23 protein-coding genes are annotated in these 25620 nt (G+C 63.7%); 15 read left to right on the top strand and 8 right to left on the bottom strand.

Annotation, left to right across the window (positions count from 1 at the left end; all coding sequences use genetic code 11):
- Positions 1-75 precede the first annotated feature (75 nt).
- Entirely contained in the window at positions 76-3627 is a 3552-nt protein-coding gene (gene dnaE, locus NBW56_RS03345; RefSeq protein WP_250257971.1) for a DNA polymerase III subunit alpha, read from the top strand.
- Positions 3628-3652: 25 nt separating this feature from the next.
- Here the strand turns inward: dnaE and NBW56_RS03340 are convergent, their stop codons facing one another.
- Positions 3653-4042 carry a DUF3054 domain-containing protein gene (locus NBW56_RS03340; RefSeq protein WP_250257970.1) on the bottom strand — a complete coding sequence of 130 codons (390 nt, stop codon included), beginning with the start codon at positions 4040-4042 and terminating at the stop codon, positions 3653-3655.
- 94 nt (positions 4043-4136) lie between these two features.
- On the opposite strand from NBW56_RS03340, the gene NBW56_RS03335 reads away from it, so the two are divergent.
- From NBW56_RS03335 to NBW56_RS03315, 5 genes are read left to right on the top strand one after another with little or no spacing between them, the layout of a single operon-like run.
- Entirely contained in the window at positions 4137-4895 is a 759-nt protein-coding gene (locus NBW56_RS03335) for a hypothetical protein (RefSeq protein WP_250257969.1), read from the top strand.
- Positions 4892-5050, top strand: a complete 159-nt coding sequence (locus tag NBW56_RS03330) for a CG2302 family histidine operon protein (RefSeq protein ID WP_239379518.1) — start codon at positions 4892-4894, stop codon at positions 5048-5050. Before NBW56_RS03335 ends, NBW56_RS03330 begins: the two co-directional genes overlap by 4 nt.
- A gap of 9 nt (positions 5051-5059) precedes the next feature.
- Positions 5060-5824, top strand: coding sequence for a HisA/HisF-related TIM barrel protein (locus NBW56_RS03325; RefSeq protein ID WP_250257968.1), 765 nt, complete (start codon positions 5060-5062; stop codon positions 5822-5824).
- Positions 5821-6630, top strand: coding sequence for an SseB family protein (locus NBW56_RS03320; RefSeq protein ID WP_239379519.1), 810 nt, complete (start codon positions 5821-5823; stop codon positions 6628-6630). The genes NBW56_RS03325 and NBW56_RS03320 overlap by 4 nt, the downstream gene beginning before the upstream one ends.
- A gap of 9 nt (positions 6631-6639) precedes the next feature.
- Positions 6640-8013, top strand: a complete 1374-nt coding sequence (locus NBW56_RS03315; protein ID WP_065248185.1) for an MFS transporter — start codon at positions 6640-6642, stop codon at positions 8011-8013.
- A 41-nt stretch (positions 8014-8054) separates the two neighbouring features.
- On the opposite strand, the gene NBW56_RS03310 is transcribed toward NBW56_RS03315, so the two are convergent.
- The 4 genes from NBW56_RS03310 to NBW56_RS03295 are packed head-to-tail and all read right to left on the bottom strand — an operon-like array spanning position 8055 to position 12011.
- Entirely contained in the window at positions 8055-8807 is a 753-nt protein-coding gene (locus NBW56_RS03310) for an iron ABC transporter ATP-binding protein (RefSeq protein WP_150332925.1), read from the bottom strand.
- On the bottom strand, positions 8804-9985 hold the full coding sequence (locus tag NBW56_RS03305; RefSeq protein ID WP_250257967.1) for an iron chelate uptake ABC transporter family permease subunit: 1182 nt from the start codon (positions 9983-9985) through the stop codon (positions 8804-8806). Before NBW56_RS03305 ends, NBW56_RS03310 begins: the two co-directional genes overlap by 4 nt.
- On the bottom strand, positions 9975-10994 hold the full coding sequence (locus tag NBW56_RS03300) for an ABC transporter permease (protein WP_250257966.1): 1020 nt from the start codon (positions 10992-10994) through the stop codon (positions 9975-9977). Before NBW56_RS03300 ends, NBW56_RS03305 begins: the two co-directional genes overlap by 11 nt.
- 15 nt (positions 10995-11009) lie before the next feature.
- Complete coding sequence (locus tag NBW56_RS03295) at positions 11010-12011, bottom strand: siderophore ABC transporter substrate-binding protein (protein WP_126848370.1); 1002 nt, start codon at positions 12009-12011, stop codon at positions 11010-11012.
- 445 nt (positions 12012-12456) lie between these two features.
- On the opposite strand from NBW56_RS03295, the gene infC reads away from it, so the two are divergent.
- Genes infC through NBW56_RS03270 form a run of 5 tightly spaced genes read left to right on the top strand, consistent with a single transcriptional unit; the run spans position 12457 to position 16652 of the window.
- On the top strand, positions 12457-12993 hold the full coding sequence (gene infC, locus NBW56_RS03290; RefSeq protein ID WP_317889369.1) for a translation initiation factor IF-3: 537 nt from the start codon (positions 12457-12459) through the stop codon (positions 12991-12993).
- 30 nt (positions 12994-13023) lie between these two features.
- Positions 13024-13218, top strand: coding sequence for a 50S ribosomal protein L35 (gene rpmI / locus NBW56_RS03285; protein WP_055089771.1), 195 nt, complete (start codon positions 13024-13026; stop codon positions 13216-13218).
- Positions 13219-13267: 49 nt separating this feature from the next.
- A complete protein-coding gene (rplT, locus tag NBW56_RS03280) occupies positions 13268-13648 on the top strand; it encodes a 50S ribosomal protein L20 (protein ID WP_074297975.1) in 381 nt (126 codons plus the stop codon).
- An 8-nt stretch (positions 13649-13656) separates the two neighbouring features.
- Positions 13657-14532 (top strand): TrmH family RNA methyltransferase, encoded by an 876-nt coding sequence (locus NBW56_RS03275; RefSeq protein ID WP_065248179.1) that lies wholly within the window; start codon positions 13657-13659, stop codon positions 14530-14532.
- A 14-nt stretch (positions 14533-14546) separates the two neighbouring features.
- The gene (locus tag NBW56_RS03270) at positions 14547-16652 is read left to right on the top strand and encodes a bifunctional copper resistance protein CopD/cytochrome c oxidase assembly protein (protein ID WP_250257965.1); all 2106 of its coding nucleotides are present in this window, start codon (positions 14547-14549) and stop codon (positions 16650-16652) included.
- On the opposite strand, the gene NBW56_RS03265 is transcribed toward NBW56_RS03270, so the two are convergent.
- Positions 16640-18028 carry a family 4 glycosyl hydrolase gene (locus NBW56_RS03265; protein ID WP_250257964.1) on the bottom strand — a complete coding sequence of 463 codons (1389 nt, stop codon included), beginning with the start codon at positions 18026-18028 and terminating at the stop codon, positions 16640-16642. The genes NBW56_RS03270 and NBW56_RS03265 overlap by 13 nt on opposite strands.
- Before the next feature lie 91 nt (positions 18029-18119).
- Here NBW56_RS03265 and NBW56_RS03260 point away from each other — a divergent pair, with 91 nt between their 5' ends.
- Positions 18120-19124 carry a carbohydrate kinase family protein gene (locus tag NBW56_RS03260; RefSeq protein ID WP_250258527.1) on the top strand — a complete coding sequence of 335 codons (1005 nt, stop codon included), beginning with the start codon at positions 18120-18122 and terminating at the stop codon, positions 19122-19124.
- Between the two features lie 13 nt (positions 19125-19137).
- On the opposite strand, the gene NBW56_RS03255 is transcribed toward NBW56_RS03260, so the two are convergent.
- Entirely contained in the window at positions 19138-19773 is a 636-nt protein-coding gene (locus NBW56_RS03255; RefSeq protein WP_250257963.1) for an MBL fold metallo-hydrolase, read from the bottom strand.
- Positions 19774-19813: 40 nt separating this feature from the next.
- Positions 19814-20917 carry an S-(hydroxymethyl)mycothiol dehydrogenase gene (locus tag NBW56_RS03250; RefSeq protein WP_250257962.1) on the bottom strand — a complete coding sequence of 368 codons (1104 nt, stop codon included), beginning with the start codon at positions 20915-20917 and terminating at the stop codon, positions 19814-19816.
- A 263-nt stretch (positions 20918-21180) separates the two neighbouring features.
- Between NBW56_RS03250 and pheS the strand changes: the two genes are divergently transcribed.
- The 3 genes from pheS to NBW56_RS03235 all read left to right on the top strand — a co-directional run bounded on the left by pheS (position 21181) and on the right by NBW56_RS03235 (position 25602).
- Positions 21181-22251 (top strand): phenylalanine--tRNA ligase subunit alpha, encoded by a 1071-nt coding sequence (gene pheS / locus NBW56_RS03245; protein ID WP_065248798.1) that lies wholly within the window; start codon positions 21181-21183, stop codon positions 22249-22251.
- 3 nt (positions 22252-22254) lie between these two features.
- Positions 22255-24849, top strand: a complete 2595-nt coding sequence (gene pheT / locus NBW56_RS03240) for a phenylalanine--tRNA ligase subunit beta (protein ID WP_250257961.1) — start codon at positions 22255-22257, stop codon at positions 24847-24849.
- A gap of 210 nt (positions 24850-25059) precedes the next feature.
- The gene (locus NBW56_RS03235; protein ID WP_250257960.1) at positions 25060-25602 is read left to right on the top strand and encodes an arginine repressor; all 543 of its coding nucleotides are present in this window, start codon (positions 25060-25062) and stop codon (positions 25600-25602) included.
- Positions 25603-25620: the final 18 nt, after the last annotated feature.

Raw genomic sequence — 25620 nt, 5'->3', positions numbered from 1 at the left:
GCGTCTTCGCCGCTCGTCTCTCTCGACTCTTTTCTGAAGCCCTCCGTTCGGGCATTGCCCACTAAAATCGTGGGCATGGCTTCCGAGGATTTCGTTCACCTTCACGTCCACACCGATTATTCGATGCTCGATGGGGCCTCGAAGATCAGCAAGCTCGTGAATGCCGCTGCTGAGGCCGGGCAGAAGGCCGTGGCGATTACCGATCACGGCTACGTTTTTGGTGCCTATGAGTTCTACAAGAACGCCGTTGCCGCGGGCGTGAAGCCGATCATTGGTGTTGAAGCGTACGTGACGCCGGGGACGAGCCGCCATGACCGTTCGCGCGTGCAGTGGGGCACGAAGGCGCAGCAGGATGCTGGCGATGACGTCTCGGCGCGTGGCGCGTACACGCACCTCACGCTTTTGAGCCGCTCCACGGCGGGCATGCACAACCTCTTCCGCCTTGCGAGCTTTGCCTCGCTCGATGGCCAGATGGGCAAATGGCCCCGCATGGACCGCGAGATCCTCTCGAAATACTCCGATGGCCTTATTGCCTCGACGGGCTGCCCTTCGGGCGAGATCCAAACGCGCATTCGCCTCGGCCAATGGGACGAAGCCGTCAAGGCCGCTGGCGAATACCAGGACATGTTCGGCAAGGACAACTACTTCGTTGAACTCATGGACCACGGCCTCGAGCTCGAGCGCCGCGTCACCAAGGATCTCATCGAGCTGTCCAAGACCATCGGTGCGCCGCTTCTTGCCACGAACGATCTTCATTACGTGTACGAGGATGACGCGAAGATCCAGGATGCGCTGCTGTGCATTAATTCGGGTTCGACGTTCGATACCCCGGGGCGGTTCAAGTTTGATGGCTCGGGCTACTACCTCAAGAGCGCACGTGAGATGCGCGAGCTGTTCCGTGAACTTCCGGAGGCGTGCGATAACACCCTGAGAGTCGCGGAAATGTGCGACGTCGAATTCACGACGACCGCGGAGGGCGCGAACTACATGCCGCGCTTCCCGGTGCCCGCGGGTGAGGACGAGCATTCGTGGTTTATCAAGGAGGTCCAGAGGGGCCTTCACGAGCGCTACCCGAGCGGGATTCCGAACGAGGTCCAGGAGCGGGCTGATTACGAGGTCGGGATCATCACGCGCATGGGCTTCCCCGGCTACTTCCTGGTCGTTTCTGACTTCATTCGCTGGGCGAAAGAGCACGGGATCCGCGTGGGGCCGGGGCGTGGCTCGGGTGCAGGTTCGATGGTCGCGTACGCGATGCGCATTACCGATCTCGATCCTCTTCCGCACGGCCTTCTGTTCGAGCGATTCCTCAACCCGGACCGCGTGTCCATGCCCGACTTCGACGTGGACTTCGACGATCGCCGGCGTGGCGAAGTGCTCGAGTACGTGACCGAGCGTTATGGCGACGACAAGGTCGCGCAGGTCATCACGTACGGCGTGATGAAGACCAAGAACTCGATTAAAGACTCGGCGCGCGTGCTTGGCGAGCCGTATGCGCTTGGCGACCAGATGACGAAGGCACTCCCGCCTGCAGTGATGGGTAAGGACATCACGCTCAAGGGCATCTTCGACGAGAACGACAAGCGCTATGCGGAGGCGGAGGATTTCCGCCGCCAGTATCGGGAGAATCCCTCGTGGCAGCGAGTGATGGATATTGCGCAGGGCGTTGAAGGCCTTACGCGTGGCTGGGGCGTGCACGCATGCGCCGTCATCATGTCGAGCGAGACCCTCACGGACATCATCCCGATGATGCGCCGCCCTTCCGACGGGCAGATCATCACCCAGTTCGACTACCCGACGTGCGAGACGCTCGGTCTGCTCAAAATGGACTTCCTGGGGCTTCGTAACCTCACGGTGATTTCCGATGCGATCGAGAACATTGAAACGAACGGCAAGGACGTTCCCGACCTCGAGCACCTCGGTTTCGATGATCCGGCAACATTCGATCTGCTTCAGCGCGGCGATACGCTCGGCGTGTTCCAGCTTGATGGCGCGGGTATGCGTTCGCTCCTTCGCCAGATGAAGCCCGATAAGTTCGGCGACATTAGCGCCGTTTCAGCGCTGTATCGCCCGGGCCCGATGGGCATGAACTCGCATACGAACTACGCGCTGAGAAAGAACGGGCTCCAGGAGATCACCCCGATCCATCCTGAACTCGAGGAACCGCTTCACGACATTCTTTCCGAGACCTACGGCGTGATCGTGTATCAGGAGCAGGTCATGCAGACCGCGCAGAAGGTCGCGGGCTTCACGCTTGGCCAGGCGGATATTTTGCGCCGTGCGATGGGTAAGAAAAAGAAGGCCGAGCTCGATAAGCAATACGTGGGCTTCCGCCAGGGCATGCTCGACCACGGCTATAGCGATGCGGCCGTGCAGGCGCTGTGGGACGTGCTCCTTCCGTTCGCCGACTATGCGTTCAACAAGTCGCACTCGGCGGCGTATGGCGTCGTGTCGTATTGGACCGCCTACCTCAAGGCGAACTACCCGACTGAGTACATGGCTGCGCTGCTCACCTCGACGCAGAACAATCGCGATCGCCTGGGCCTGTACCTCGGCGACTGCCGTCACCGCCACATCACGGTTCTTCCCCCCGACGTGAACTCCTCCCTCATGAACTTTGCGGCCGTGGGAGAAGACATCCGTTTTGGCCTTTCGGCGATCCAGAACGTTGGTGCGCATGTCGTCGAGGAGATCATCAAGACCCGCGAGGAGAAGGGCGAGTTCACCTCCTTCACGGACTTCCTCGACAAGGTCCCCCTTTCGGTGTGCAATAAGCGCACGATCGATTCGCTCATCAAGGGCGGCGCGTTCGACTCGCTCGGCCACAACCGACGCTCGCTCGTGCTCGTGCACGAGGACGCGGTCGATGGAATCGTGGACGTCAAACGCAAGGAGGCGCAGGGACAGGATGACCTGTTCGGTGGCGGCATGTTCGGAGACGATTACGCCTCCGGTAGCGCCGCCACGATTCAGGTGCCCGAGCTTCCCGAGTGGGACCGCAAGCAAAAGCTCGCCTTTGAGCGCGAGATGCTCGGACTTTACGTGAGCGACCACCCGCTTCAGGGACTCGAACACGTGATTGCACAGGCAAGCTCGCATTCGATCACGGCGCTTTCTGAAACCGAGGACACCGATGCACTTGGCATGGTGACCATTGCGGGGCTCATCACGAGTATTCAACGCAAAATTACGAAGAAGGGCGACACGTGGGCGATCGTCACGGTTGAGGATCTCGAGGGCGCGATCGATTGCCTCATGTTCCCGCAGTCGTATCAGCAGGTTGCGACCGAACTTGCGGGTGACCTTGTGGTCTCGATGCGGGGCCGCGTGGACAACTCGAAGGGCTCGCCCGAGATGCGCGTGCAAGAGATGCGCGTGCTCGATACCTCGGGCGCAATGGCCGACGGCCCCCTCATGATCACGGTGCCCGACTCGCGCATGACGGGGGAAGTCGCACAGCAGCTCCGGGGCATCCTCGAAGATCATCCTGGCGGGAGCGAGGTGCGTGTGCGCCTCACGGAGCCGGGTCGCGCGACCCTCATGCGGGTGGATCGGCGCCTTTCAGTGACGCCCTCACCGGCGCTTTTCGCTTCCCTCAAGACTCTGCTCGGGGCGCAGTGCCTTCACTAGAGGCGCGGGAAGGAAGTGCGTTTCGCTAACGGGGCGTTTCAGTTCCGACGCCTGCTGACTTTCGCCGCACCACGAGTCCCGTGATGGCCCGCCAGCCCAGGAGGAAGAGGGCGTTGACGCCGAAGGACACGAGGACAAAGGGGAGCGCCGTGCCGTCGCCGATGAGGGTGCGAATGAGCATCGCGGCGACGACCGTGATCGCGACGATGAACACGCCGTGGGGCCAAAGCCGCCACGGTTCGACTCGCCACGCGCGCAGCACGAGGTGGGCGAGAATGAGGCCCACGAGGAACGGCCACGCGACACGCGCGAGGTTCGCGAACGTCAGCGCGCCGTTGTGGCTCAGCGTTCCGAGTACGGAAAAGAGGATTACGAGGGAAGCGTCGGCCCCGAGGGCCCTGTAGTAGTTTCTCACCCCGCCACCCTAGCCCCTTTGCGGGGCGTAAAATTACGTGAGGGTCCGTGAGAGTGACGGACCCGTGCACCGACGTCGACGAAAGGCCCGCACGATGACCGCGACCCCCAACCGTGGCGACAACGGCGAAAACGACCCGGATAAGGCAAAGATCGATGCCGAGTTCGAGGCGATGATGAAGGGGATCAACCTCGACGATTCGGTTCTGGATTCGGGGGAGGAGCCACCCACGGGCTACACCGTGCCCGGCAGCTTGCGTACGCCTACGGGCCCCAACACGCCGGGAAGTGCGGGCTCGCTTACGGGACCGACTCCCGGACACCCCGGCCATGCCGACGAGACGTTCGACGTTCCCGACGATCTTTCCGGACTGAACGACACCGCACCCGCTGACGACCCTACGTCACCCACACCGATCGCGATCGTCGCGACGCCGCTCGCCTCCGCGAAGGCCCTCGCGGGCGTTGTGCGCCTCGCCCTCGCCGCCGAGGATGACCGCACGCCATTTCCCGAGGGTGCCGTGACCGCACATGCGGAATCCGGCGCGATTCTCACGGGGAATGTGAGCGAAGAAGAGGCACACACGCTCGCGAGGCTCGCGTCCCTCGGGCTTCAGCGCCAGGGAGTCGTCATGTTCTGGCGCCGCGGGGACCGGATGATCGCGTGCCGATACCGCTATGGGCGAAACGAGGGCGAGACGTCCCCGGCACTCGTGCTCGGCGCGCTCGCGGGCGAGGTCGAGGATCTCCTTCTTGGCCTCAATACCCTTGAGGACATCGATGAAACCTACGACCCCTCGAGCATCAGCCGACTTGAAGCCATGAAGTGGATCGCGGGCGGTCGACACAAGTGATCCTTGCCTTCATCATGCTCGCTGCCGGCGGCATCCTTCTTGGCGGCGCTTATTCGTTCGCGAAGCAAAAGAAACCGATCCTCGCGATCATTGCGCTCGCGGTCACGGGGCTGGCATGCGTGCTCGTGGCCTATTGGCGTATCCAGATGGGCTAGGCCAAAGAAATGCCGCGTTTCGAACTCCTTCCCGCGGTTGACATCGCTGGTGGCACCCTCGCGCGTGCTCCGCGCGCGACTGGGGAATTGAATCCGCTCGACGTCGCACGCTCCTTCGCCCTCGACGGCGCCGAATGGCTGCACCTCGCGGACCTCGACAGGGCTTTTGGCCGAGGGGCGAACGCCTCGCTTCTCGCTGACATCGTGCGCGAAGCGAGCACCCTCGGGGTGCGCACGCAGTACTCGGGCGGCATCGACACTGCGGACGCTCTCGATACCGCCCTCGCAAGCGGCTGCGCCCGCGTAAATCTCTCCTCAGCCGCTCTCGCGAATCGCGACTTGGTGAGCGACGCGATTCGCACGCACGGCGAGCGCATCGCCGTGTGTGTCGACGTACGCGGAGGAACCGTTCATCCGCGGGGGGCGAAGCACCCGGTCGGAGAACTCGAAGACATCCTCGCTTTTTTGAGCAACGCGGGTTGTGCCCGCCTTATCCTCACGGATGTCGAGCGCGACGGCGCGCTCGCGGGGCCGCCCCTCGCACTCCTCGAGCGCGTGTCACACGGGAGCTGCGGCGACATCATCGCGTCGGGAGGGGCGGCAAGTCTCGGCGACATCGAGGCCCTCGTTCGTCTCTCCACCTTCACGCGCGTGAGGGGCGCGATCGTGGGGCGGGCCCTTCTCGAAGGTCGTTTCACGCTCCCGGAGGCACTCGAGCGAGTGCGAAAAGTGGAGAACGATGGAGCTGCGCAACCGTCGGAAAGGACACCATGAGCCTTCGCAAACAGGACCCAAAGGTCGCCCGCACCCTGCCCGCGCACTTCACGGCAAAAGACCAGCTCACCGATACCGCGGGCACGCCCTGGCACGGGCGCGATCTTACGCCCTCACACTTCCCGGACGATGTGGGTGAGCGAGGTGAAAACGTCGCTGGAGCGCTCGAGGCTTTCGACGCGGGGGCAGATCCTACGCGAGAAAGACTCGTGGCGGCCCTCGCCGGCACCCGCGTGCTCATTCCCATTCAAGCGATCGCGACGGAGACTGCCGAGACTGAACGCGGGTTAACAGCCGATAACGCTTCCGACATGGCGATGGTGAAACTTCAGCTACGCGACGGACAGGTGGCGCTTCCCGTTTTTACGAACGTCGCGGCCCTTTCCGCATGGAACCCCGAGGCGCGTCCGGTTCCCATGGTGCTTGAGCAGGCAGCTCAATCGGCTGTCGCCGAAGGCTGTACGTGCCTCGCGGTTGATCTTGGCCGTGAAGGCACTCCAATCGTGCTCCGCCGCTCGGCACTCTGGGCGATCGCGCAAGGGCGGCCCTGGCACGCGCCGCACCACGATGCTCTCGTACGCGAGGAAATTGCGGCGCTCGTCCACGCGGTCGACGGCCTCGAGGGCGCCGAACCGCTTCCGGGCGAGGAGCGTGAGCTCGAATTGAGGCTCGCCCTGACCCCCGGGCTCGATCGACAAGCGCTCGATGCCCTCATGAGTCGAGTGCAGACTTTTCTCGCGCACTCCCGGGTCATCGCGGAGCGCGTGAGCTCGCTGAAGATCACCGTGACCCCCACTCAGAGGTAGGATTTTTAGGTGGCTCTTTCCGTATACCGCGACGTGCTCCAGCTCCCCAAGGCGCCGTCCATTTACCTTCTCGGATTCCTTGCGCGCTTCCCGTTCTCGGCAACGGGGCTCGTACTGACCCTCCATACGGTGATGAGCCTCGGCCAGAACTACATGATGGCCGGCTTCGTCGTCACCTCCTCGACTCTCGGTGCAGCGATCTCCGCCCCGTGGCGTGGGCGACTCATGGATACGAAGGGCCTCAAGAGAACACTTATTCCACCGATTATCGTGAACCTCGTGTTCTGGGCGATCGCACCGTTTTTGCCCTTCGCCATTCTGCTCCCCGCAGTTTTTGTCGCGGGCCTCTTCTCGATCCCCGTGTTTTCGATCGTACGCACGTCACTTTCGGTCGTCACCCCCGCGACGATGCGCAAATCCGCTTTCGCGCTCGACTCCGTCATCACCGAGTTCGTGTTCATGCTTGGTCCCGCGGCCGGCACGCTTCTTGTGTTCACGTGGGGGTCGCATGTCGCGATGTGGGTGATCGGCGCCGCCGTCGTGATCGCGGGTATCGGTCTGATGATTGTCGATCCGCCACTCTCGAGCGACGACATCGTGCTTCCCGCCCGCATTCCCGAACCCCTCGAGGTCGCCGAAACCGGCCTTGAACGCTCGCCTGCCGCTGTTGCCGAGCGCATTGCCTACGAAAATACCCAGACGGGCCAGATGATGGCGCTCACCGAGGCCGACCTCGGCGTAAGCGACAGTGAATCCGCGCGGGCCCTCGACGAAGCCCGCTCTCTTGCAAGGAAGCAGCTCCTCTCACTCGGGGGCATCGCCATTCTTGTCGCGACCGTGGTGGGCAGCATTATCCTCGTCGCGGGCGACCTCGGCATCGTCGCCCTCATGGAGGGCCTCGGTCACAAGGACTTCATTGGCCCCGTGATCGCGATCTGGTGCCTCGGAAGTGCGATCGGTGGCCTCGCCTATGGCGCGATGAGCCGCGACATCCACCCGCTGTGGGTGCTGTTCGGTCTTTCGATCGTGACCATGCCGATCGCCCTCGTCTCGAACCTCCCGACGGCATTCATCCTGTGCTTTATTTCGGGGCTCGGAATCGCGCCGAGCATTGCTTCGACGGGCGAAGCGATCTCGCGCCGCGTGCCCGAGATCGCGCGTGGCGAGGCCATGGGTTGGCACGGCAGTGCCATGACGATTGGCTCGAGTCTTGGGAGCCCCCTCGTGGGCATCATTATCGACGTGGGCGGCGCAGGTACGGCGTTCTTTTCCGCCGGCCTCATTGGTCTTGTCGTCGCGGTCGGTGGGCTCGTGGCGATGCGCGTGCATCGCTCGCGTGTGAGGGCGCGCGCAGCGAAAGAACTTGGGATCGAGGCAGCCTGAGCAAGCGTCGGACCGCACCCGTTCCGGGTGGAGGTTCCCGATTAGAAGTAGACCGCAAGCGGCCCGCGAGGGCCATCGACGACATCGACGTCGGTCTTGAACACGCGTGAGAGCGTTTCCCCGCACACAATTTCGGTGGGGGAGCCCTGAACCGTGACCTTGCCGTCGTTCATGGCGATGATGTGATCGGCGTAATGCGCCGCGAAGTTGATGTCGTGCACGACGATCACGATCGTGCGCCCAAGCTCATCGGCGGCCCTGCGGAGCTGTTTCATCATCTGCACGCTGTGCTGCATGTCGAGATTGTTGAGCGGTTCATCGAGCAAAAGGTACTCGGTGTCCTGCGCGAGCACCATCGCCACGTAGGCGCGTTGGCGCTGCCCTCCCGAAAGTTCGTCGAGGAAGCGATTTTCGAGCGGAGTGAGGTTCACGAAGTCGATGGCTTCCGAGACGATGCGCTCATCCTTCTCGGTGAGGCGCCCGCGCGAATAAGGGAAACGGCCGAACGCCACGAGTTGACGAACGGTCAGTCGCGTAACGAAATGGTTTTCTTGGCGAAGGATCGCCAGCATTGTGGAGACCTCACGCGAGGGCATCGCCGCCATGTCGTGACCGTCGATCGTGATCGTGCCCGAATCCGCTTCGAGGAGCCTCCCCATCATCGTGAGGAGGGTCGACTTGCCCGCGCCGTTGGGGCCCACGAGCGCGGTGAGGCCGCTCGGAATCTCGGCGCTGACGGGGCCGATTTGGACGCCCTGGCCGTAGCGTTTCGTGAGGTTCTCGATGCGAATCACAGGCGCCCCTTTCGGAGGATGAACAGCAAGAAGGCGAGCCCGCCGATGAGCTCGATGATGACGGTGACCGCGCCCTGCGCGTTAAAGATGTGCCGGAGGATGAAGTAGGCGAGCGTCATGACGTCGTAGCCGATGAGGATCGCCGCGGGAAACAGGAGCCGGTGGTCATAGGTGTCGGTGAGCTGGTAGGTGAGGGCGGCGATGAGGAAGCCGAGGAAGGTCATAGGGCCGACGAGCGAGGTCGTCATCGCCATGAGAATCGAGACGAGCAGAAGCACGAGGATCGTTGCGCGCTTGTGGTGAACGCCGAGGTTGGTCGCTGTTTCGCGGCCGAGGGCGAGGACGTTGAGGCGTGCCGAACAGGCGTACAGCAGCGCTGCGGTGAGCGCGACGATCGGGATCACGAACGGGAGGTGGTCGAGATCGGCGTTTGAGATATTGCCGAACATGCGGGTGGTGAGGATGTCGAAGTCGCTCGGATCAAGCAGCCGCTGCATAAACGTGGAGAGCGAGCCCAGACCGCCGCCGAGGATGATTCCCACGAGGAGCATGACGTGAATGCTGCCCGTCTTGGAGTTGAGTAGCCAGCCGTATAAAAGCCCGGAGAAACCCACCATGAGGGCCGCCATAAGGAAGAACTGCCCGGTACCCGTGAGCTGTGTGATCCCCGCCGCGCCAAGGAAAAACACCGCTGATGTGTGCAAAAGGACGTACAGTGACTCGAAGCCCATGATCGAGGGCGTGATGATGCGGTTTGCCGTCGCCGTTTGGAAGGCGATGGTCGCAAATGCCTGGCAGGTGGCGACCACCGCCATGACGATGATCGCACTCGCGCGCATCGTCGCGATCCGCCAGAAACCCTCGCTGCCGAAGGGCAGCGGGTTGTTCCACGCCACGATGCCGGTGGTCGTGAGCGCCGCGATCGTGGCGAGACTCGCGAGCAGGAGTGCGTATCGAGTGCGCGAGGAACGGGTGATGAAGGCCCCGGAGTGGCGTTCGGGTGCACACGCGCTCACGCGCGCCGGTCCGACGGTTGCCAGCAGATTGGGAATGCCCTTGTGCGCGCGCTGTTCCTGTGCTTTCTCGACGTCGCGAATGTCGGTGACGGTCGCGAGTGAGGGATCCTTGAGCGTTGCCGCGCTCGGGTGGAGGTTGGGCTCGCGAGTGCTATCGTCCACGACGGTTCCTCCTCACGATAAGGACGAGAAAGACTGCTGCGCCGATGATGCCGAGCACGATGCTCACGGGCATCTCGAACGGGGCGATGATCGTGCGTGCGATGAGGTCGCAGACCGTCACGACCCATACCCCGAGCAGCATGACCCAGGGGAGGTTCGAGCGAAGGTCGTCGCCGCGAACCATCGAGACGATATTCGGGACGATGAGGCCGAGGAAGGGCAGGCGCCCCACGATCACGGTGACGATACCGGTCGCGATCGCGACGAGGAAAACCCCGAGGAACACGACGGCACGGTAGTTGAGGCCCACGTTAGTGGCGACGTCCTTGCCGAGGCCTGCGACCGTGAAGCGATCCGCGACGACGAACGCCGCGATGAGCACGAGGAGAACGAGGAAGAGGAGCTCGTAGCGGCCGCGCACGAGGCCCGTGAAGCTTCCGGTGAACCAGATGCCGAGGCTTTGGAGCGTGTCGGTTTCGAGAGCGATGAAGGTCGTAAATGAGCCCACGACGGCGCCGAGCATGATGCCGACGATCGGCACGATCAGGGAACTCTTGAGGCTCACACGCTCGAGGAACCCAAAAAATACGAGGGTGCCGATAAGCGCGAAGATGATCGCGCCGACCATACGGGGGACGAGGCCGGCCGTGGGGAAGAGGATCATGACGGCGATCAGGCCGAGACTCGCCCATTCGGTTGTCCCGGTCGTGGACGGCTCAACGAACTTGTTTTGCGTGAGCAGCTGCATGATGAGGCCGCACATGGCCATCGCACTGCCGGATAGGACGAGTGCAAGCGTGCGCGGAACGCGCGTGATGAGGAAGATGTCCCAGCCACGCTCACCGCCCGTGATGTCGTAGACGCCCACGAAAAGTGAGAGCACGAGAAGGGCGAGGGTCGCGAAGAGAGCGACGATCAGGGCGATGCGGTTGCGTCGAGGGCCCGCGAGCGAGGTTCCGCTCGCGGGCCTTCTCCGCTCCGCCGGTGGGGCGGCTTCTGTCACACTCATGCAGTCCTTTGTGCGTCAGCTCTTTTTCGACTCGAGAGCGTCCGCGAAGGTCTCGAGGAATTCCGTGTAGGCCTGGATGTCCTCGGTGATGTAGAAGTTCGAGGGCATGTACACGACGTGACCTTCGGTGATGGCCGTGACGTGCGCGAGGGCTTCAGCGTTCTCGATGAGTTCGGCGGCGGGCTTGTAACCTTCCTCGTCGGCGGCGACGGCCGCGTCGCGGTCCATGACGATGATCCAGTCGGGGTTCGCGGAGGCGATGGCTTCAAGGGAGACGTCATCGCCCTTGTGATCACTCGTGCCCTCGACTTCGAGCGCGGGTGTGAGGCCCAGCACGGGGAACAGCGGCCCCACGGCTCTGCCGGTCTTCGGCGCCGCATAGTTGATCGTGCCACCCGAGGTGATCACGCCCATGACCGTGTTGTCGGTGGAGTATGCAGCCTTGACGCGCTCGATGGCGGCCTCGAAAGCCTCGATGAGCTTCTGCGCTTCGGTTTCGTGTCCGAGGGTGGCGCCGAGGAGTGTGATCTGGCGCTTGAGCTCGTCGTCGAGCGGTTTCTTCTCAGTGTCGATGTCGGTGTCGACGATAGCGGCGTTCGGCACGAGAGCCTTGATGTCCTCGTAGTACTGCGCGTAGCGCTGGCCATTGAGAACGAGATCGGGGTCGGCAGCGACGAACTGTTCGAGGTCGGGTTCGCGGTGTGATCCCGAATCGAGAATGTTCTCGTCATCCTTGTAGGAAATGCCCTTCGGCATGAGCTGGCGCGGCGCGACGACCAGGTCGACTCCCCATGCCTCGAGGCTGCGGAAGATCCGGTTGTCGGTTGCACCAATGCGTTTCGGTGATACGGGAACGTCCACTTTGCCGCGAGCGTCGGTGACGGTGCGGGTGCCGCTCGCGTCGCTTGACGACCGGGCGTCCTGCTTTGTCGAGTCGCCACTGCACGAGGCGAGGGCGCCCGTGGAGCACGCGGCAAGGGTGAAGAGGCCGAGCTGTCGGCGCGTCATGGACGTCATAGAGTCTCTTTTCTGTGTCGTCCTCGGTCGCTCATCGACTGAGGTAAGGCTGACCTATCCTTACAGACATCGACTCGATTATGCAAAGGGGGAGTTTCTTAAATGGTATTGCGTGGCAACGGTGCGCGTGTGAGTGGGGCTGCGAAGGCGCTGCTGCCGTCGGACCTGTAAGGCCTGCCACATGGTGATGACGCCCCCTTCCCGCGAGCTCATCACCCTGCTAGAGTTGTCGCTTGGAACATTCGCGTTCCCTTACAAGTGGAGCCCACTCCCACCCGAGCGGCCGAGGCTGCCGGGTCAGTACGAGACTCACGCACCCTCGCGTGAGTTGGGCCTCCGCATGCACGGGGGCCTTTTTGTTGTTCCAGGCATTTCTATTGTGTGAGGAGCAGTCATCAGCGAACAGCGAATCAACGGGCAGATCCGCTCGCCCAAGGTCCTTCTCGTGGGACCCAACGGCGAACAGGTCGGGGAAGTCCGTATCGAAGACGCGTTGCGTCTCGCAAACGAAGCCGATCTCGACCTCGTCGAGGTTGCTCCGGGTGCGAAGCCGCCGGTCGCACGCCTCATGGACTACGGAAAGTTCAAGTACGAAGCGAAGCTCAAGGCTCGCGAGGCGCGCAAGAACCAGGTCAATGCCCAGCAGAAGGAAATCCGCATGGGCCTCAAGATTGACACGCACGATTACGAGACCAAGAAGCGCAACGTCGAGAAGTTCCTCAACGGTGGCGACAAGGTCAAGGTCATGATTCGATTCCGTGGCCGCGAGCAGTCGCGCCCCGAGATGGGCATGAAGCTTATGCAGCGCATGGCTGAAGATGTCGCCGAATCAGGCTTCGTTGAATCGCATCCGCGCGTCGACGGCCGCACGATGGTCATGGTGCTCGGCCCGCACAAGAAGAAGTCCCAGGCTCGCGCCGAAGCCCGCAAGCGTAAGAGCGACGCGGAAAAGGCCGCAGCGAAGGAAGCCAGCGCCAAGTAAGGCGCGTCAACCAGAAGGAGAACAGGCACTATGCCGAAGAACAAGACGCACTCCGGTGCGAAGAAGCGCATCCGCATCACCGGCTCCGGCAAGCTGCAGCGCCAGCGCGCAAACGCCTACCACAAGGCCGAGGCCAAGACCTCGCGCCACCAGCGCCGCCTCGCCGGCGTCGCCGACGTTGCCAAGAGCGACGTCAAGAACCTCAAGCGCATGCTTGGCCGCTGATTTTTCAGCAACCACATAAGACTTTTCATTTCGACCAAAGGAGAATCACGTGGCACGCGTGAAGAGGGCGGTCAACGCCAAGAAGAAGCGCAGGGAGATCCTCGATCAGGCCTCCGGTTACGGCGGCCAGCGCTCGCGCCTTTACCGTAAGGCGAAGGAGCAGGTGCTCCACTCGGGTACCTACAGCTACCGCGACCGCAAGGTCCGCAAGAGCGACTTCCGTCGCCTCTGGATCCAGCGCATCAACGCTGCGGCTCGCGCCAACGGCATGACCTACAACCGCTTCATCCAGGGCCTCGGCCTTGCCGGTGTTGAGGTTGATCGCCGCATGCTCGCCGAGCTCGCCGTGAGCGACTCGGCCGCTTTCGCCCAGCTCGTGGAAATCGCGAAGAACGCCCTCCCGAAGGACGTCAACGCCCCGGCAGCCTGACCTGCCCCATGACATACTCTGAGCGCCCGGAGGGTGCGATGCTGACGCCGCGCAGTGCGCGAGTCGCGAAGATCGCCGCCCTTTCCGGGCGCTCAGTGCGTCAACGTGAGGGCCGCTTTCGCGTGGAAGGCCCGCAAGCGGTGCGCGCCCTTCTCGAACGGGAAGTTCAGGAGAAGTCCGAGGGCCGCTCCGGCATCCTCGAGGAGCTCTATCTCACCGACAAGGTGCGGATCGCACACCCCGAGCTCGAGCACCTCGCCGAGCGCGTGAGTATTCGCCCACGCCCCGCTACGCCCGAGGTGATCGAGGCGATGGTTCGCGAGCAGGGGCACCAGAGCGTCGCGCACCCTCAGGGCGCGATCGCCGTCGCGCGAAGTCTCGAGCTCGACTGGCGCGACCTGCTCGACGACCTGGGAGAAGGCCCCTGCACAATCGTCGTGTGCGAGCGTCTTCAGGACCCGGGTAACGCGGGGCTCGTCATGCGCACGTCCGACGCTTCCGGAGCCCACGCCGTTTTCTTCTCCGAAGGCTCTGCCGATCCGCTCGCCCCCAAGGTCGTGCGCGCGAGTGCGGGAAGCCTGTTCCAAGTGCCGTTCGCCCGCAGAGTGCCCATGGAGGAGTTCCTCGGCGAACTTCGCGCACGAGGCATCGCGACGGCAGCAACCAGTCCCCGCGGCGCCGAAAACCTCTTTGAATGGGAACCGCCTGAGCGCCTTGCTTGGCTCATGGGCAACGAAGCGCACGGGCTCGAGGAAGCGACTCTCGAGGCCGCCGATTCACGGGTCGCCATCCCCATCTTCGGAAGCGCCGAATCTCTGAACCTCGCGACCGCAGCGACACTGTGCCTCTTTGAATCGGCGCGCACACGGGCGGGTGCCAGGTGAAAAGTCTTTCGCGCGTGCTCCTCCCGCTCAGTGCCCTCGTAGTGATCGCCGGAGGACTCGCTGGAATCCTTGGCCTTGCAGTGACGGGCGAGAGTAACGGCCTCCTCGCAAGTCATTTCGGGACGCTCACGAACAATCTCATTGTGATCGTGAAGGTGGGCGAGTATCTCGCCCTTTCCCTCGCTTTCGGCTATGCACTCACGCTGAGTCTTTTCCAACCCGGACGTGGTCGCACACGTGGGCACGCCAGCCCACCTCTGACCGATGAGCAGAACCGTCAAAGGCGACTCGCTGCGCGTTTCACTCTCGGCTACGTCGTTCTCCTCACACTCGGCACCTACCTCACGTACGCGAATGCTCGAGCCTCGTTTTCGCCCGCGCAGCTTGGCTACTTTGTGTGGAAAACCGACCTTGGCCGCGCAACTGTGTGGGCGCTTGTGTTCGCGATCCTTGCCGCCGTGATCGGTGCCTTCTCGAGGCGGCTTCGCGGGGCGGGGTGGCTCACCGCGATGCTCGCGCTCAGCGTGGTTGCCCTCGGCTTCCTTGGGCACGCGGGAAACTCTACTGACCATCTCAACGCCGTGAATGCGATGATCGCCCACCTCCTCGGGGTCCTCACGTGGCTCGGCCCGCTTCTCGTGTTCCTCATAGAAGCGCACCGTACCGATACGGCCACCCTGAAGATTTGGCTTGAGCGCTACTCGCCGTGGGCGCTCTTTGCGATTTTTGCGCTCGCCTACTCGGGCATCATCAACGCCGCCATTCGCCTCGAGAGCCCCGCGCAGTTCGTGACGACTCGCTACGGGTGGCTGGTTCTCCTCAAGGCCATCCTCACGGTCGTGATCGCCGCGTTCGGCTACGCGCAAAGACGGCGCGTTCTCGAACCCCTCGCGGATGCTCACGCTGATCGCACGCGCGGCACCGAGGCGCAGGCAACCGTCGGAACTCACAGTGGCCGTGCCGGACGCACTCACCAGATTGATCACCGCGGTTCTACCCCCCGCCGAGCGTTCGCGCGAATCGCTCGAGTGGAAGTGCTCACCGCCGCCGTTATCATCGGCGCCTCGAGCGCGCTTGGACGTTCTCAGCCGCCCGTGCCCCAGTACGTTCCGCTCGAGTCCTACCGTGTGCTCTCACTCGTAGGCTACGAACCACCGCGCGGCGAATACACCCTCTTGAGCCTCATCACCGTGTGGCAAATGGACTGGATGTTCACGGGCGTCGCCGCCCTCTTCGCGGTGCTCTACCTCATGGGGCTCCATCGTCTGCGCGCCCGCGGTGACCGATGGCCTCTTTCCCGTACGCTCTTCTGGCTCGCCGGCTGCCTCGCCCTTTTTTGGGTCATGAGCGGAGGAGCCGCGGCGTTTGGGCGTGTTCGCTTCGATGCGCACATGACCCAGCACATGGCACTCATGGTGATCGTCCCGCCGCTCCTCGTGCTCGGCGCTCCCGTCACGATGCTCAGCCGCGCGGCCACACCCCGCACGGACGGCTCACGAGGCATGCGTGAGTGGGTGCTCGCGATCCTCCACACGCGCTACTCCGCCATCGTGTCGAGCCCGCCCATCGCTGGTTTCCTCTTCGCGGGATCTCTCGTGCTGTTCTACTTCACGCCCCTGTTCACGTGGGCGATGTTTGAGCACGTGGGGCACCTGCTCATGACCGTGCACTTCCTGCTCGCGGGCTACCTGTTCGCGTGGGTCATCATCGGTATCGACCCGGCACAAAAACCAATCAGCCCCGTGCTTAAGCTCGTCACCCTCCTCGTGACCCTCACATTCCACGCCTTTTTCGGGATCGCTGTCGTGAGCGCCACGTGGCTTATCGGCGGGGAGTGGTACACACTCCTCGATCTTTTCCCGTGCGCCGAACTCGAGCGTCAGCAATTTGCAGGCGGCTCAATCATGTGGGGCATCAGCGAGGTCCCCACGGCGTTTTACGCTCTTATCGCGGGGATTCAATGGTCACGGAGCGAAGAGCGCGCCGCCCGCAATTACGACCGAAAGGCCGAGCGCGATGGCGGCGCCGAGCTCGAAAACTACAACGCCTACCTACGCTCCCTTCACCACGGTGAGGAAGCACAGGCAGGCGTTCAGGAAGGTCCCGTTCAGCGGAGGTAGGAGAGGTCCTCGGCGAAACTCTCTTTGGCTTTCGCGAAAAGTTCTCGTGCGACTCCCACGCCGTCCACAAGGGGGTGCGAGAAGAAGGCTTCAACCGCGAGGGCGGAGCTTCCTTCACGCGAGGCCGCAATTACGGTGCGCTCGGCGTTCTTGACCTCGGTCACGAGTGCGAGCTGGTGGCCCGAAAGCGGTGTGACCTCGAGGGGGGTAGCGCCGTTCGCGTCAATGCGGCACGGTGCTTCCACAACGGCATCGTCCGGCAGCGAGGGGATGCGACCCCTGTTGGGCGTATTCACGATGAGCTCGGTTGCCTCGTCGAAGGCGAGGGCCTTCATGACGGCGAGGGCAACGCGATCGTAACCGCCCGATTCGATGTCAGCCGCCTCGCGCTCAATCCCGCCCGCAGCTTCGCGATTGGTCGCCATGTAGGTTTCCTCGCGCTCCTCCCGTGTGCGGTTCCACGCCTCGAAAGCCGCGTGCCCATCGAGGGAAGCGGCCTCGCGGTAAAACTCCGCCTGCTGACTCGCAAGGAAAATGCCGCGGGTGGCTTCCGCACGGTCGTCGGCGAGCCTCGCCTCGCGCGCGTAATAGTAGTAGTGCAGGTATTCGTTCGGCAGGGCACCGATGTGCTGAACCCACTTAGCCCCGAAAAGCTTGCCTTCTTCGAAGGATTCGATGAGGTCGGGGCGCTCAAGAACGGTGGGGAGCACGTCGCGGCCGTTCACGAGGATGCGGTGTACCCAGCCGAGGTGGTTGAGGCCCAGGTAGTCGATGTGCACGGGCCCGCCGGTCTCGAAGATGCGGGTGCTTGTGCCCCGGTCGACCTCGCCGGCTTCTTCGAGTGCCGTGAGGGCGTGGCGGGCAAGACCCACGGGCGAGTCGCAAATGCCGATCACGCGGTCGCCGAGGATCTCGCTCGAGACCTCCGTGATGATTCCCGCGGGGTTCGTGAAGTTAATGAGATAGGCGTTCGGGGCTTCCTCACGGATGGCCTCCGCAATCGCCCGCGCCACGGGAATGCCGCGCAACGCATAACTGAGTCCACCGAAGCCGGTCGTCTCCTGGCCGAGCACACCGCAGGCGTGAGCGATGCGTTCATCCTCCGCGCGGCCGTCGGTTCCCCCCACGCGGATCGCGCTGAAAACAAAGTCGGAATCGCGCACAGCATCGCGAAGGTCGGTGGCCACACGCACGCTCGGAGCGTGGGGGACGGACTCGGTCATCGCGCGCACGATGCGCTCCATGGTGTGAAGACGCTCCTGGTTCTCATCCCATAGAGTGAGGGCTCGCACCCGCTGTTCGGAGCTGTCCTTGAGAAGCGTGCGCACCATGAGCGGGACGCGGAAGCCCCCTCCACCGAGCAGCGTGAGTTTCATGAGAGGGCCTCCTCGTAGAGTCTGTGAACGGTGCGAGAGTATTTCGCATTCCTTTGACGGGCGCCCGTGCGCGCCCTAGCCTTTTTACGTGATGAACCTGAACCAAGGCCCAATCTGCACTGATGCGGCCACTTCGACCATATCCCCTCGAGACCTCGCGTGTGTGGGACCCGTGTTCCTCGATGTGCTCTTCACTCCCTTTGCCCAGCTGCCTCGACTTGGTGAGGAATGCCATACGGAGTCGGTTGCCCTCGCGGTGGGAGGCGCGGCGAACGTCGCACGTGCTGCCGCGGCACTGGGGATGGACGTCACGCTTGCAACGGAGCTAGGCGATGGGCCCATCACTCAGCTCGTGAAGCCCATGCTCGAAGTCGATGGGGTGGGGCTCGGGGCGAGCGTGACGCTCGAAGGCTGGGATGTCCCGTGCACCGCGGCGATCCCGCACGAGGGCGATCGCATGTTTTACACGGGTGGCCTCCCGAGCGCGCCGCTTGCCACGACAAAGCGCGTTCTCTCCGAGCAAGCGCGCCACCTCACGGTCTCGCTCGAGCGCGAGGACATGCCTCTGCTCGCGGGGGAGCGGGAGCGTGGCACGCGGATTTGGGCCGACGTTGGCCACGACGACTCGGGCGCGTGGGACCCGGCGATTCTTCGCCACCTGGAGCACTGCTACGCCTTTTGCCCGAATGATGAGGAGGCCACGCGCTACACCCGTACGAATGGTGCGCTCGATGCGGCGCGCGTGCTTGCCGAGCGCGTCGAGCTCGTGGTGGTCTCGCGCGGACGCGAGGGGCTCGTGGCGATCGACTCGGGGCGTGGCGAGGTTCTTGAGAGGCCCGGTTTCACTGTGGAGCGCGCGAATGCCACGGGAGCGGGGGACACGCTTGTGGCAGCGCTCGTGACCGCGATTGCTGCGGGGCGCGCGCTCGGGGATGCTCTTGACTTTGCGCAGCTTGTGGCAGCGGCGCGAGTAGCCGGTGCGGCTGCGCAGGGGATGCCGCCAGGGCGCGAGGCGCTCAGCGCCTTCGCAAGCCAATACGGGGAGAAAGAACAAGAGCTGGTCGAGGAGACCCTCGACCAGCTCTCATCGCGATAGGCGCGGCGCTCTTTTATAGCCAGTCGCCCTTCGCGCGCTCGCGCTCCGCACCGATCGTCGTATCCGGGCCATGGCCCGTGTGCACGATCGTCGAGTCCTCGAGCGTGAAGAGTTTCTCGCGGATGCTGTCCTCGATTTGCCCGCGGTCGCTGTACGAGCGGCCGGTGGCGCCAGGGCCCCCCTCAAAGAGCGTGTCGCCAGAGAAGAGATGATCGGGACCGCCTTCGGTGGTGCTGCGCAGGAGATAGCACACCGAGCCGGGGGAGTGACCCGGCGTGTGGATCACCTCGAGCTCGCGGTCCGCGATGCTGAAGGCGTCGCCATCCGAAAGATCTGCGTCCCACTCGAGGTCGCCGTGCGTGAGCGACCAGAGTTTCTTGTCGTCGGGGTGCAGGAGCATGGGCGCTTGGAAACGCTCGGCCAGTTCGGGGGCGAAGCGCGAGTGGTCGTCGTGGGCGTGCGTAAGAAGGATCGCGAGGAGCGTGCGGCCGCCCACGAGTTTGTTGATCGTCTCGATGCTGTGGGGTGCGTCGATCACGACACAGTCTTCCGCATTGCCGATCACCCACACGTTGTTTTCAACGTCGTGAGTTTCCCCGTCGAGGGTGAACGTGCCTTCTGCAACGGCATGGTCAATCCGGAGGTTCATGGTGAAGTCCTTTTCTCTCGTGTGTGCAGAATGGGTGGGCTTAGGCCTGCGGGATTTCGACGACGCTCCGGAGGATGTCTCCGCCCTTCATGCGCTCGAATGCGCCCTCGACGTCGTCGAGAGCGATGCGTTCGGTGACAAACTCGTCGAGCGGGAGGCGGCCCTGCGCGAAGAGGTCCGCGAGGTAGGGGAAGTCACGCTCGGGCAGGCAGTCGCCGTACCACGAGCTCTTGAGGGCGCCGCCGCGGCTGAAAACGTCGATGAGCGGAAGCGTGATTTCGGCCTTCGGGTTGGGAACGCCTACGAGAACGACGCGGCCGGCGAGGTCGCGGCCGTAGAACGCGGCGGTGTAGGTGGCGGGGATACCAACGGCGTCCACGACAACATCGGCCCCAAAACCGCCCGTGAGCTCCCGGATCTTTTCGGCGACCTGTTCGGGCTCGAGGCCCTCCGTGGCAACCGTGTGCGTCGCACCGAGAGCACGGGCCTTGTCAAACTTCTTATCGTTGAGGTCGAGGACGATGATGGTGGTCGCCCCACCGAGCTTCGCACCGGCAACGGCGGCAAGGCCGACGCCACCCGCGCCGATCACCGCGACGGACTCTCCGCGCTGGACTTCGCCCGTATTGAGCGTCGCACCGATTCCGGCCATGACGCCGCAGCCAAGGAGGCCGACGGCTGCTGCATCCGCGTCGGGGTCCACCTTCGTGCACTGAAGCTCGTGGACGAGGGTCTTTTCGGCGAAAGCACCGATGCCGAGGGCGGCGGTGAGCTCGGTGCCGTCCTCGAGGGTCATGGGCTTCGAGGCGTTGAACGTGTCAAAGCAGTACTTCGGCTCGCCTTTTTTACACGCGCGGCACTGACCGCACACGGCGCGCCAGTTGAGGATCACGGTGTCACCCACCTCGACGTGCGTGACGTCTTTTCCGACTTCGCTCACAACAGCGGTGGCTTCGTGACCGAGGAGGAAGGGGTAGTCATCGTTGATGTCGCCGTTGCGGTAGGCGAGGTCGGTGTGGCACACGCCGCATGTTTTGATGTCGACGATGACGTCGTGCGGGCCGGGCTCGGGGATCGTGATGTCAACGAGCTTTGCCGGATCGTTCGCGGCGAAGGACACGAGGCCCTGAACTGTCGTGGTCATGTGAGGAGCCTTTCTTTTCGAACGCTGGACCTATGTGGGTGCAGCGGCGCTGAGGCCATAAGGCCTGCAGGCACATGTGCCGCGCATCGAGCGCGTACGACCCCCACCGTATCCTGCACGTATCATTGCAAGTGCAAAAAGCATGCACCCACGCGAGGCCCCTCGAGGACCGATGTGATCGTGCGATCGAGCGCGGGCGTGCGCGTGCCGTGTCAACGTGAGGATGTGGTGAATTCGTGTCAGATGTGACGAACAGTGTGGACATGAGCGAGGAGGCGATCGCGCGCGCGGTCGATTCCGCGCTCGCCGCGATTGCGGAGGCCACAACGTCGGCGGAAATCAAGCAGGTGCGCATTGCCCACGTGGGGGACGATTCCCCGCTTTCGCGCGCGAATCGCGGTATTAAGGATCTGCCGAAGGAGCAGAAGGCTGCAGCCGGTAAGCTCATCGGCGGTTCGAAGGGGCGCGTGCAGCAGGCGCTCGCAGCGCGCTCGAAGGAGATCGCCGAAAAGGAAGAGGCCGAGGCTCTCGCGAAGGATCGCGTGGACGTCACGACCGCCGTTGATCGGCTTCCGCGCGGTGCACGCCACCCGCTCGGGATCCTCCAAGACCGTATCGCCGACGTGTTCGTGGGGCTCGGGTGGGAGATCGCCGAAGGCCCCGAGATCGAAGCTGAATGGTTTAACTTCGACGCGCTGAACTTCGATGAAGATCACCCCGCGCGTCAGATGCAGGACACGTTTTACGTCGCTCCCGAAGGCAGCGGACAGGTGCTGCGCACGCACACCTCTCCCGTCCAGGCGCGCACCCTTCTCGAACGCGGTGTCCCGCTCTACATCGCATGCCCCGGCAAGGTGTTCCGTACCGATGAGCTCGATGCGACTCACGCACCCGTGTTCAATCAGGTCGAAGGTCTCGCGATCGATCGCGACCTCACGATGGCGGATCTCGTGGGAACGCTCGACAAGGTTGCCGAGGCGCTCTTCGGCGGTAAGCCGATCACGCGCCTTCGCCCCTCGTACTTCCCCTTCACCGAGCCGAGCGCTGAGATGGACTTCCGCTGTTTCAAGTGCGAAGCCAAGAATGGGCTTGAGGCCGATGCTGATCCATCGTGCCGCGTGTGTAGCGGTACCGGCTGGATCGAGATGGGCGGCTGCGGCATGGTGAATCCCGCCGTGTTGCGCGCATGCGGGGTTGACCCGCATGAGTACCGCGGCTTTGCGTTCGGTCTCGGAATCGAGCGCATTCTCATGCTCCGCAATTCGGTGACCGACATGCACGACATCGTGGAGGGCGACGTGCGCTTCTCCCAGCACTACGGAACGGAGATCTGAGCAATGCCCCGCATTCCCCTTTCATGGCTCGGCGAACACGTTGAGCTCGCCGATGGCGCTAACGCCGAGGCCGTCGCAGCCTCGCTCGTCTCCGTCGGTCTCGAAGAAGAAGGTATCTTCGGCGCTCAGGTGACGGGCCCCCTCGTGGTGGGTCGCGTTCTGAATCTCGTCAAGGAGACCCACAAGAACGGCAAGACCGTCAATTGGTGCCGCGTGGATGTTGGTCCCGAACACAATGACAACAAGGACAACCCGAAGGACCCGCAGCCGGGTGACGAGGTTCCAAGCCGCGGCATCATTTGCGGCGCGCACAATTTCGTGGAGGGCGACCTGGTTGTGGTTTCTCTTCCCGGGACCGTTCTGCCTGGAAACTTCGAGATTGCCGCGCGCAAAACCTACGGTCACCTTTCCGACGGCATGATCTGCTCCACCGAGGAACTGGGGCTCGGAGAGGATACCGAGGACGGCATCATCGTTCTCGGCAAGGGCATTGCCGAGGGGATCGAGGCGAAGCCCGGCGACGATGCGATCGCCTTGTTCGGCCTCGACGAGGAGGTCGTGGAGATCAATGTGACCCCCGATCGCGGCTACTGCTTCTCCATGCGAGGCGTTGCGCGCGAGTATTCGCACGCCACCGGCCGGGCCTTTACGGATCCGGCACTCGCGATCGAGGTGCCCGAGGCAGCCGGCGAGGGCTTCGAGGTTCTGCTCGAGGATGATGCGCCCATCCGTGGCAACGTGGGAGCGACGTCTTACGTTGCGCAATGTGTGAGGGGCGTTGATACCTCAGCTCCGAGCCCTCGGTGGATGCAACAGCGACTCACGCTTGCGGGCATGCGCCCGATTTCGCTCATCGTCGATGTTGGCAATTACGTCATGCTCGACCTTGGCCAGCCGCTGCACATGTTCGATGCCGCGAAGCTCACCGCACCGATCGTCGTGCGCCGCGCGAAGGAAGGCGAGAAACTCACGACCCTCGACGACAAGACTCGAAAGCTTCACGTCGAAGACCTCGTGGTCGCGGATTCTACTGGCGGTCACGGTGCACGCGCCGTCGCGCTCGCGGGCGTCATGGGCGGAAGCGAAACCGAGGTTGACGAAAACACCGCCGACGTCGTGATCGAAGCCGCGCATTTCGATCCGACGACCCAGGCCCGCACTGCACGCCGACACAAGCTCGTGTCAGAAGCCGGCAAGCGCGGCGAACGCGGGGTTGATCCCGAGCTCGTTGAGGTGGCGGCGTACCGGGCGGCCCAGTTACTCGTTGAATATGGCGGTGGAACGCTGGATTCGGCGCGCACCCATGCGCGCGCGGGCGAAAGCGCGCCAGTAGAGATCACCCTTCCGCTCGACTACGCCGAGCGCGTCGTGGGTATTGCCTACACGCGAGAGCAGGTTGTGGGCTCGCTCGAGAAGATTGGCTGCACCGTGTCTCCCTCGGGCAGCGGCGAAAATGGCGCCGAAACGCTCGCGGTCAATCCTCCGACCTGGCGCCCTGATCTGCGTATCCCCGAAGATCTCGTCGAGGAGATCGCGCGACTTGAGGGTTATGACGCGATCCCGTCGAGGCTCCCGTCGGCCCCCGGTGGGCGTGGCCTGACCCGTGCCCAGCGCTCACGGCGCGCCGTAGCCAATGCCCTTGCCGAGGCGGGCGCAACCGAGGTTGTGAGCTTCCCGTTCACGAACGAGAAGACCTTCTCGAAGCTTCGCCTTCCGGAGGATTCCCCGCTTCGCGAGGCGGTGCGACTTCTCAACCCGCTCGCGGATGACGAGCCGCTCATGCGCACGGCGGTTCTTGAGACCCTGCTCCCGGTCGCCCAGCGGAACCTCGCCCGTGGCGAGGACGCGGTTGCGGTGTTCGAGTTGGGGCTCGTGTTCGAAAAGCGCGGCGAGCGCGTTCCGGTTCCAAGCGCGGCTTCGCGCCCGAGCGATGCCGAGCTTGAAGAGATTGCCACGTCGCTCGCGAAGCAGGATCGCCACGTCGCACTCGTGGCGGGCGGGCCGATCACCCCGACCGGGCCTCTCACCGAGGCACGCGCGTGGGATTGGGCCGATGCGATTTCCTTCGCGCGTCGCGTTGCCGCGGCCGCAGGCACCGAGCTCGTGCTCGAGCAAGGTGAATCGAGCGCGTTCCACCCGGGCCGCACGGCGATTCTTTCGACCGCCGAAGGTGAGCGTGTGGGCGTTGCTGGCGAGCTTCACCCCGCGGTCATCAAGGCTTTCGGCCTTCCGAAGCACGCGGCGGCATTCGAGCTCAATCTCGAAGCGGTGATCGACTCTGCTCCGGACGTGGTGCCGTCCGAGCCGATCTCGACCTTCCCGATTGCGAAGGAAGATTTCGCGTTTGTTGTAGATGAGGGCACCCCCGCCGAGGCCGTGCGTGCGGCGCTCATCGTGGGCATTGGCGATGTCGCGGAGGAGGTGCGCCTCTTCGACGAGTACCGCGGCGATCAGGTTGCGGAAGGAAAGAAGTCGCTCGCCTTTGCGGTGCGACTGCGACCCCACGACAAGACCCTCAAGGGTGCTGAGATCGACGAGATTCGTGCGCGCGCGATCAAGGCGGTTGCCTCTGCCGTTGGTGGTGAGCTGCGCGCATAGTCTGCGCGTTTCTCGCTTCTCACGTTCGGGCCTGGCCCTTCTCTGCTGTGTACAGGGAGAGGCCAGGCCCGAGGTGTATAGTCATGCATGTGATTGCAAATCAATTCGTTTATGCGTGTCGCGCTCGCCTGCGGAAGGGTACCCGGTGGGAGGGTGCGTTTCGTGCCATGGTCGAATGCCCGACGGTAGCCGGGGCGTAAGGAGATGCCGATGAGTGAACAACCGCAGCAGCCCCAAACCAAGATCTCGCGCCAGCGCAAGATCGTCGAAATTCTGGGCCGCACCGAAGTGACCTCGCAAAGTGCCCTGCTCGCGCTCCTCGAAAAAGAGGGCGTGAGCGTCACCCAGGCCACACTCTCGCGCGACCTCGTGGAACTTCGCGCCGAAAAAGTGCGCTCGGATTCCGGCGCCCTCGTGTACATGCTTCCGCCCGAGGGCGGAGAACGCGTCCACAGCTTGCGTCGCCCACCCTCACAAGAGCACTATGCCGCGAGACTTCAGCGCCTCGCCGAAGAGCTTCTCGTGAGCGCAGAAGTGAGCGGCAACCTCGTTGTCGTGCGCACACCGCCCGGGGCCGCTCAATACCTCGCAAGCGCACTCGACCATTCGGTGCTGCCGTCGATCCTCGGCACGATCGCCGGAGATGACACGATCCTGATCGTCGCACGCGGCGGAGCCGAAGGCCACGAGCTTGCCGCAACTCTGCTCGAGCTGGCCGACGGCCGCCGGGCCGGAGCCGACGACCAGTCCTAAATCCCCGCGTGGCCCCTC

The organism is Dermabacter sp. Marseille-Q3180 (assembly GCF_940792985.1).
Classification (GTDB): Bacteria; Actinomycetota; Actinomycetes; order Actinomycetales; family Dermabacteraceae; genus Dermabacter; species Dermabacter vaginalis.
The sequence above is the reverse complement of the archived record's forward strand: the minus strand, read 5'-3'. Positions and strand labels throughout refer to the sequence as shown.

What these genes read in the sequence shown, in the direction of transcription:
- dnaE (WP_250257971.1), top strand. Translation starts at nt 76, where the DNA reads ATGGCTTCCGAGGATTTCGTTCACCTTCACGTCCACACCGATTATTCG.
- NBW56_RS03335 (WP_250257969.1), top strand. Translation starts at nt 4,137, where the DNA reads ATGACCGCGACCCCCAACCGTGGCGACAACGGCGAAAACGACCCGGAT.
- NBW56_RS03325 (WP_250257968.1), top strand. Translation starts at nt 5,060, where the DNA reads ATGCCGCGTTTCGAACTCCTTCCCGCGGTTGACATCGCTGGTGGCACC.
- NBW56_RS03320 (WP_239379519.1), top strand. Translation starts at nt 5,821, where the DNA reads ATGAGCCTTCGCAAACAGGACCCAAAGGTCGCCCGCACCCTGCCCGCG.
- NBW56_RS03300 (WP_250257966.1), bottom strand. Translation starts at nt 10,994, where the DNA reads ATGAGTGTGACAGAAGCCGCCCCACCGGCGGAGCGGAGAAGGCCCGCG.
- NBW56_RS03295 (WP_126848370.1), bottom strand. Translation starts at nt 12,011, where the DNA reads ATGACGTCCATGACGCGCCGACAGCTCGGCCTCTTCACCCTTGCCGCG.
- rpmI (WP_055089771.1), top strand. Translation starts at nt 13,024, where the DNA reads ATGCCGAAGAACAAGACGCACTCCGGTGCGAAGAAGCGCATCCGCATC.
- NBW56_RS03275 (WP_065248179.1), top strand. Translation starts at nt 13,657, where the DNA reads ATGACATACTCTGAGCGCCCGGAGGGTGCGATGCTGACGCCGCGCAGT.
- NBW56_RS03265 (WP_250257964.1), bottom strand. Translation starts at nt 18,028, where the DNA reads ATGAAACTCACGCTGCTCGGTGGAGGGGGCTTCCGCGTCCCGCTCATG.
- NBW56_RS03260 (WP_250258527.1), top strand. Translation starts at nt 18,120, where the DNA reads ATGAACCTGAACCAAGGCCCAATCTGCACTGATGCGGCCACTTCGACC.
- NBW56_RS03255 (WP_250257963.1), bottom strand. Translation starts at nt 19,773, where the DNA reads ATGAACCTCCGGATTGACCATGCCGTTGCAGAAGGCACGTTCACCCTC.
- NBW56_RS03250 (WP_250257962.1), bottom strand. Translation starts at nt 20,917, where the DNA reads ATGACCACGACAGTTCAGGGCCTCGTGTCCTTCGCCGCGAACGATCCG.
- pheS (WP_065248798.1), top strand. Translation starts at nt 21,181, where the DNA reads ATGAGCGAGGAGGCGATCGCGCGCGCGGTCGATTCCGCGCTCGCCGCG.
- pheT (WP_250257961.1), top strand. Translation starts at nt 22,255, where the DNA reads ATGCCCCGCATTCCCCTTTCATGGCTCGGCGAACACGTTGAGCTCGCC.
- NBW56_RS03235 (WP_250257960.1), top strand. Translation starts at nt 25,060, where the DNA reads ATGAGTGAACAACCGCAGCAGCCCCAAACCAAGATCTCGCGCCAGCGC.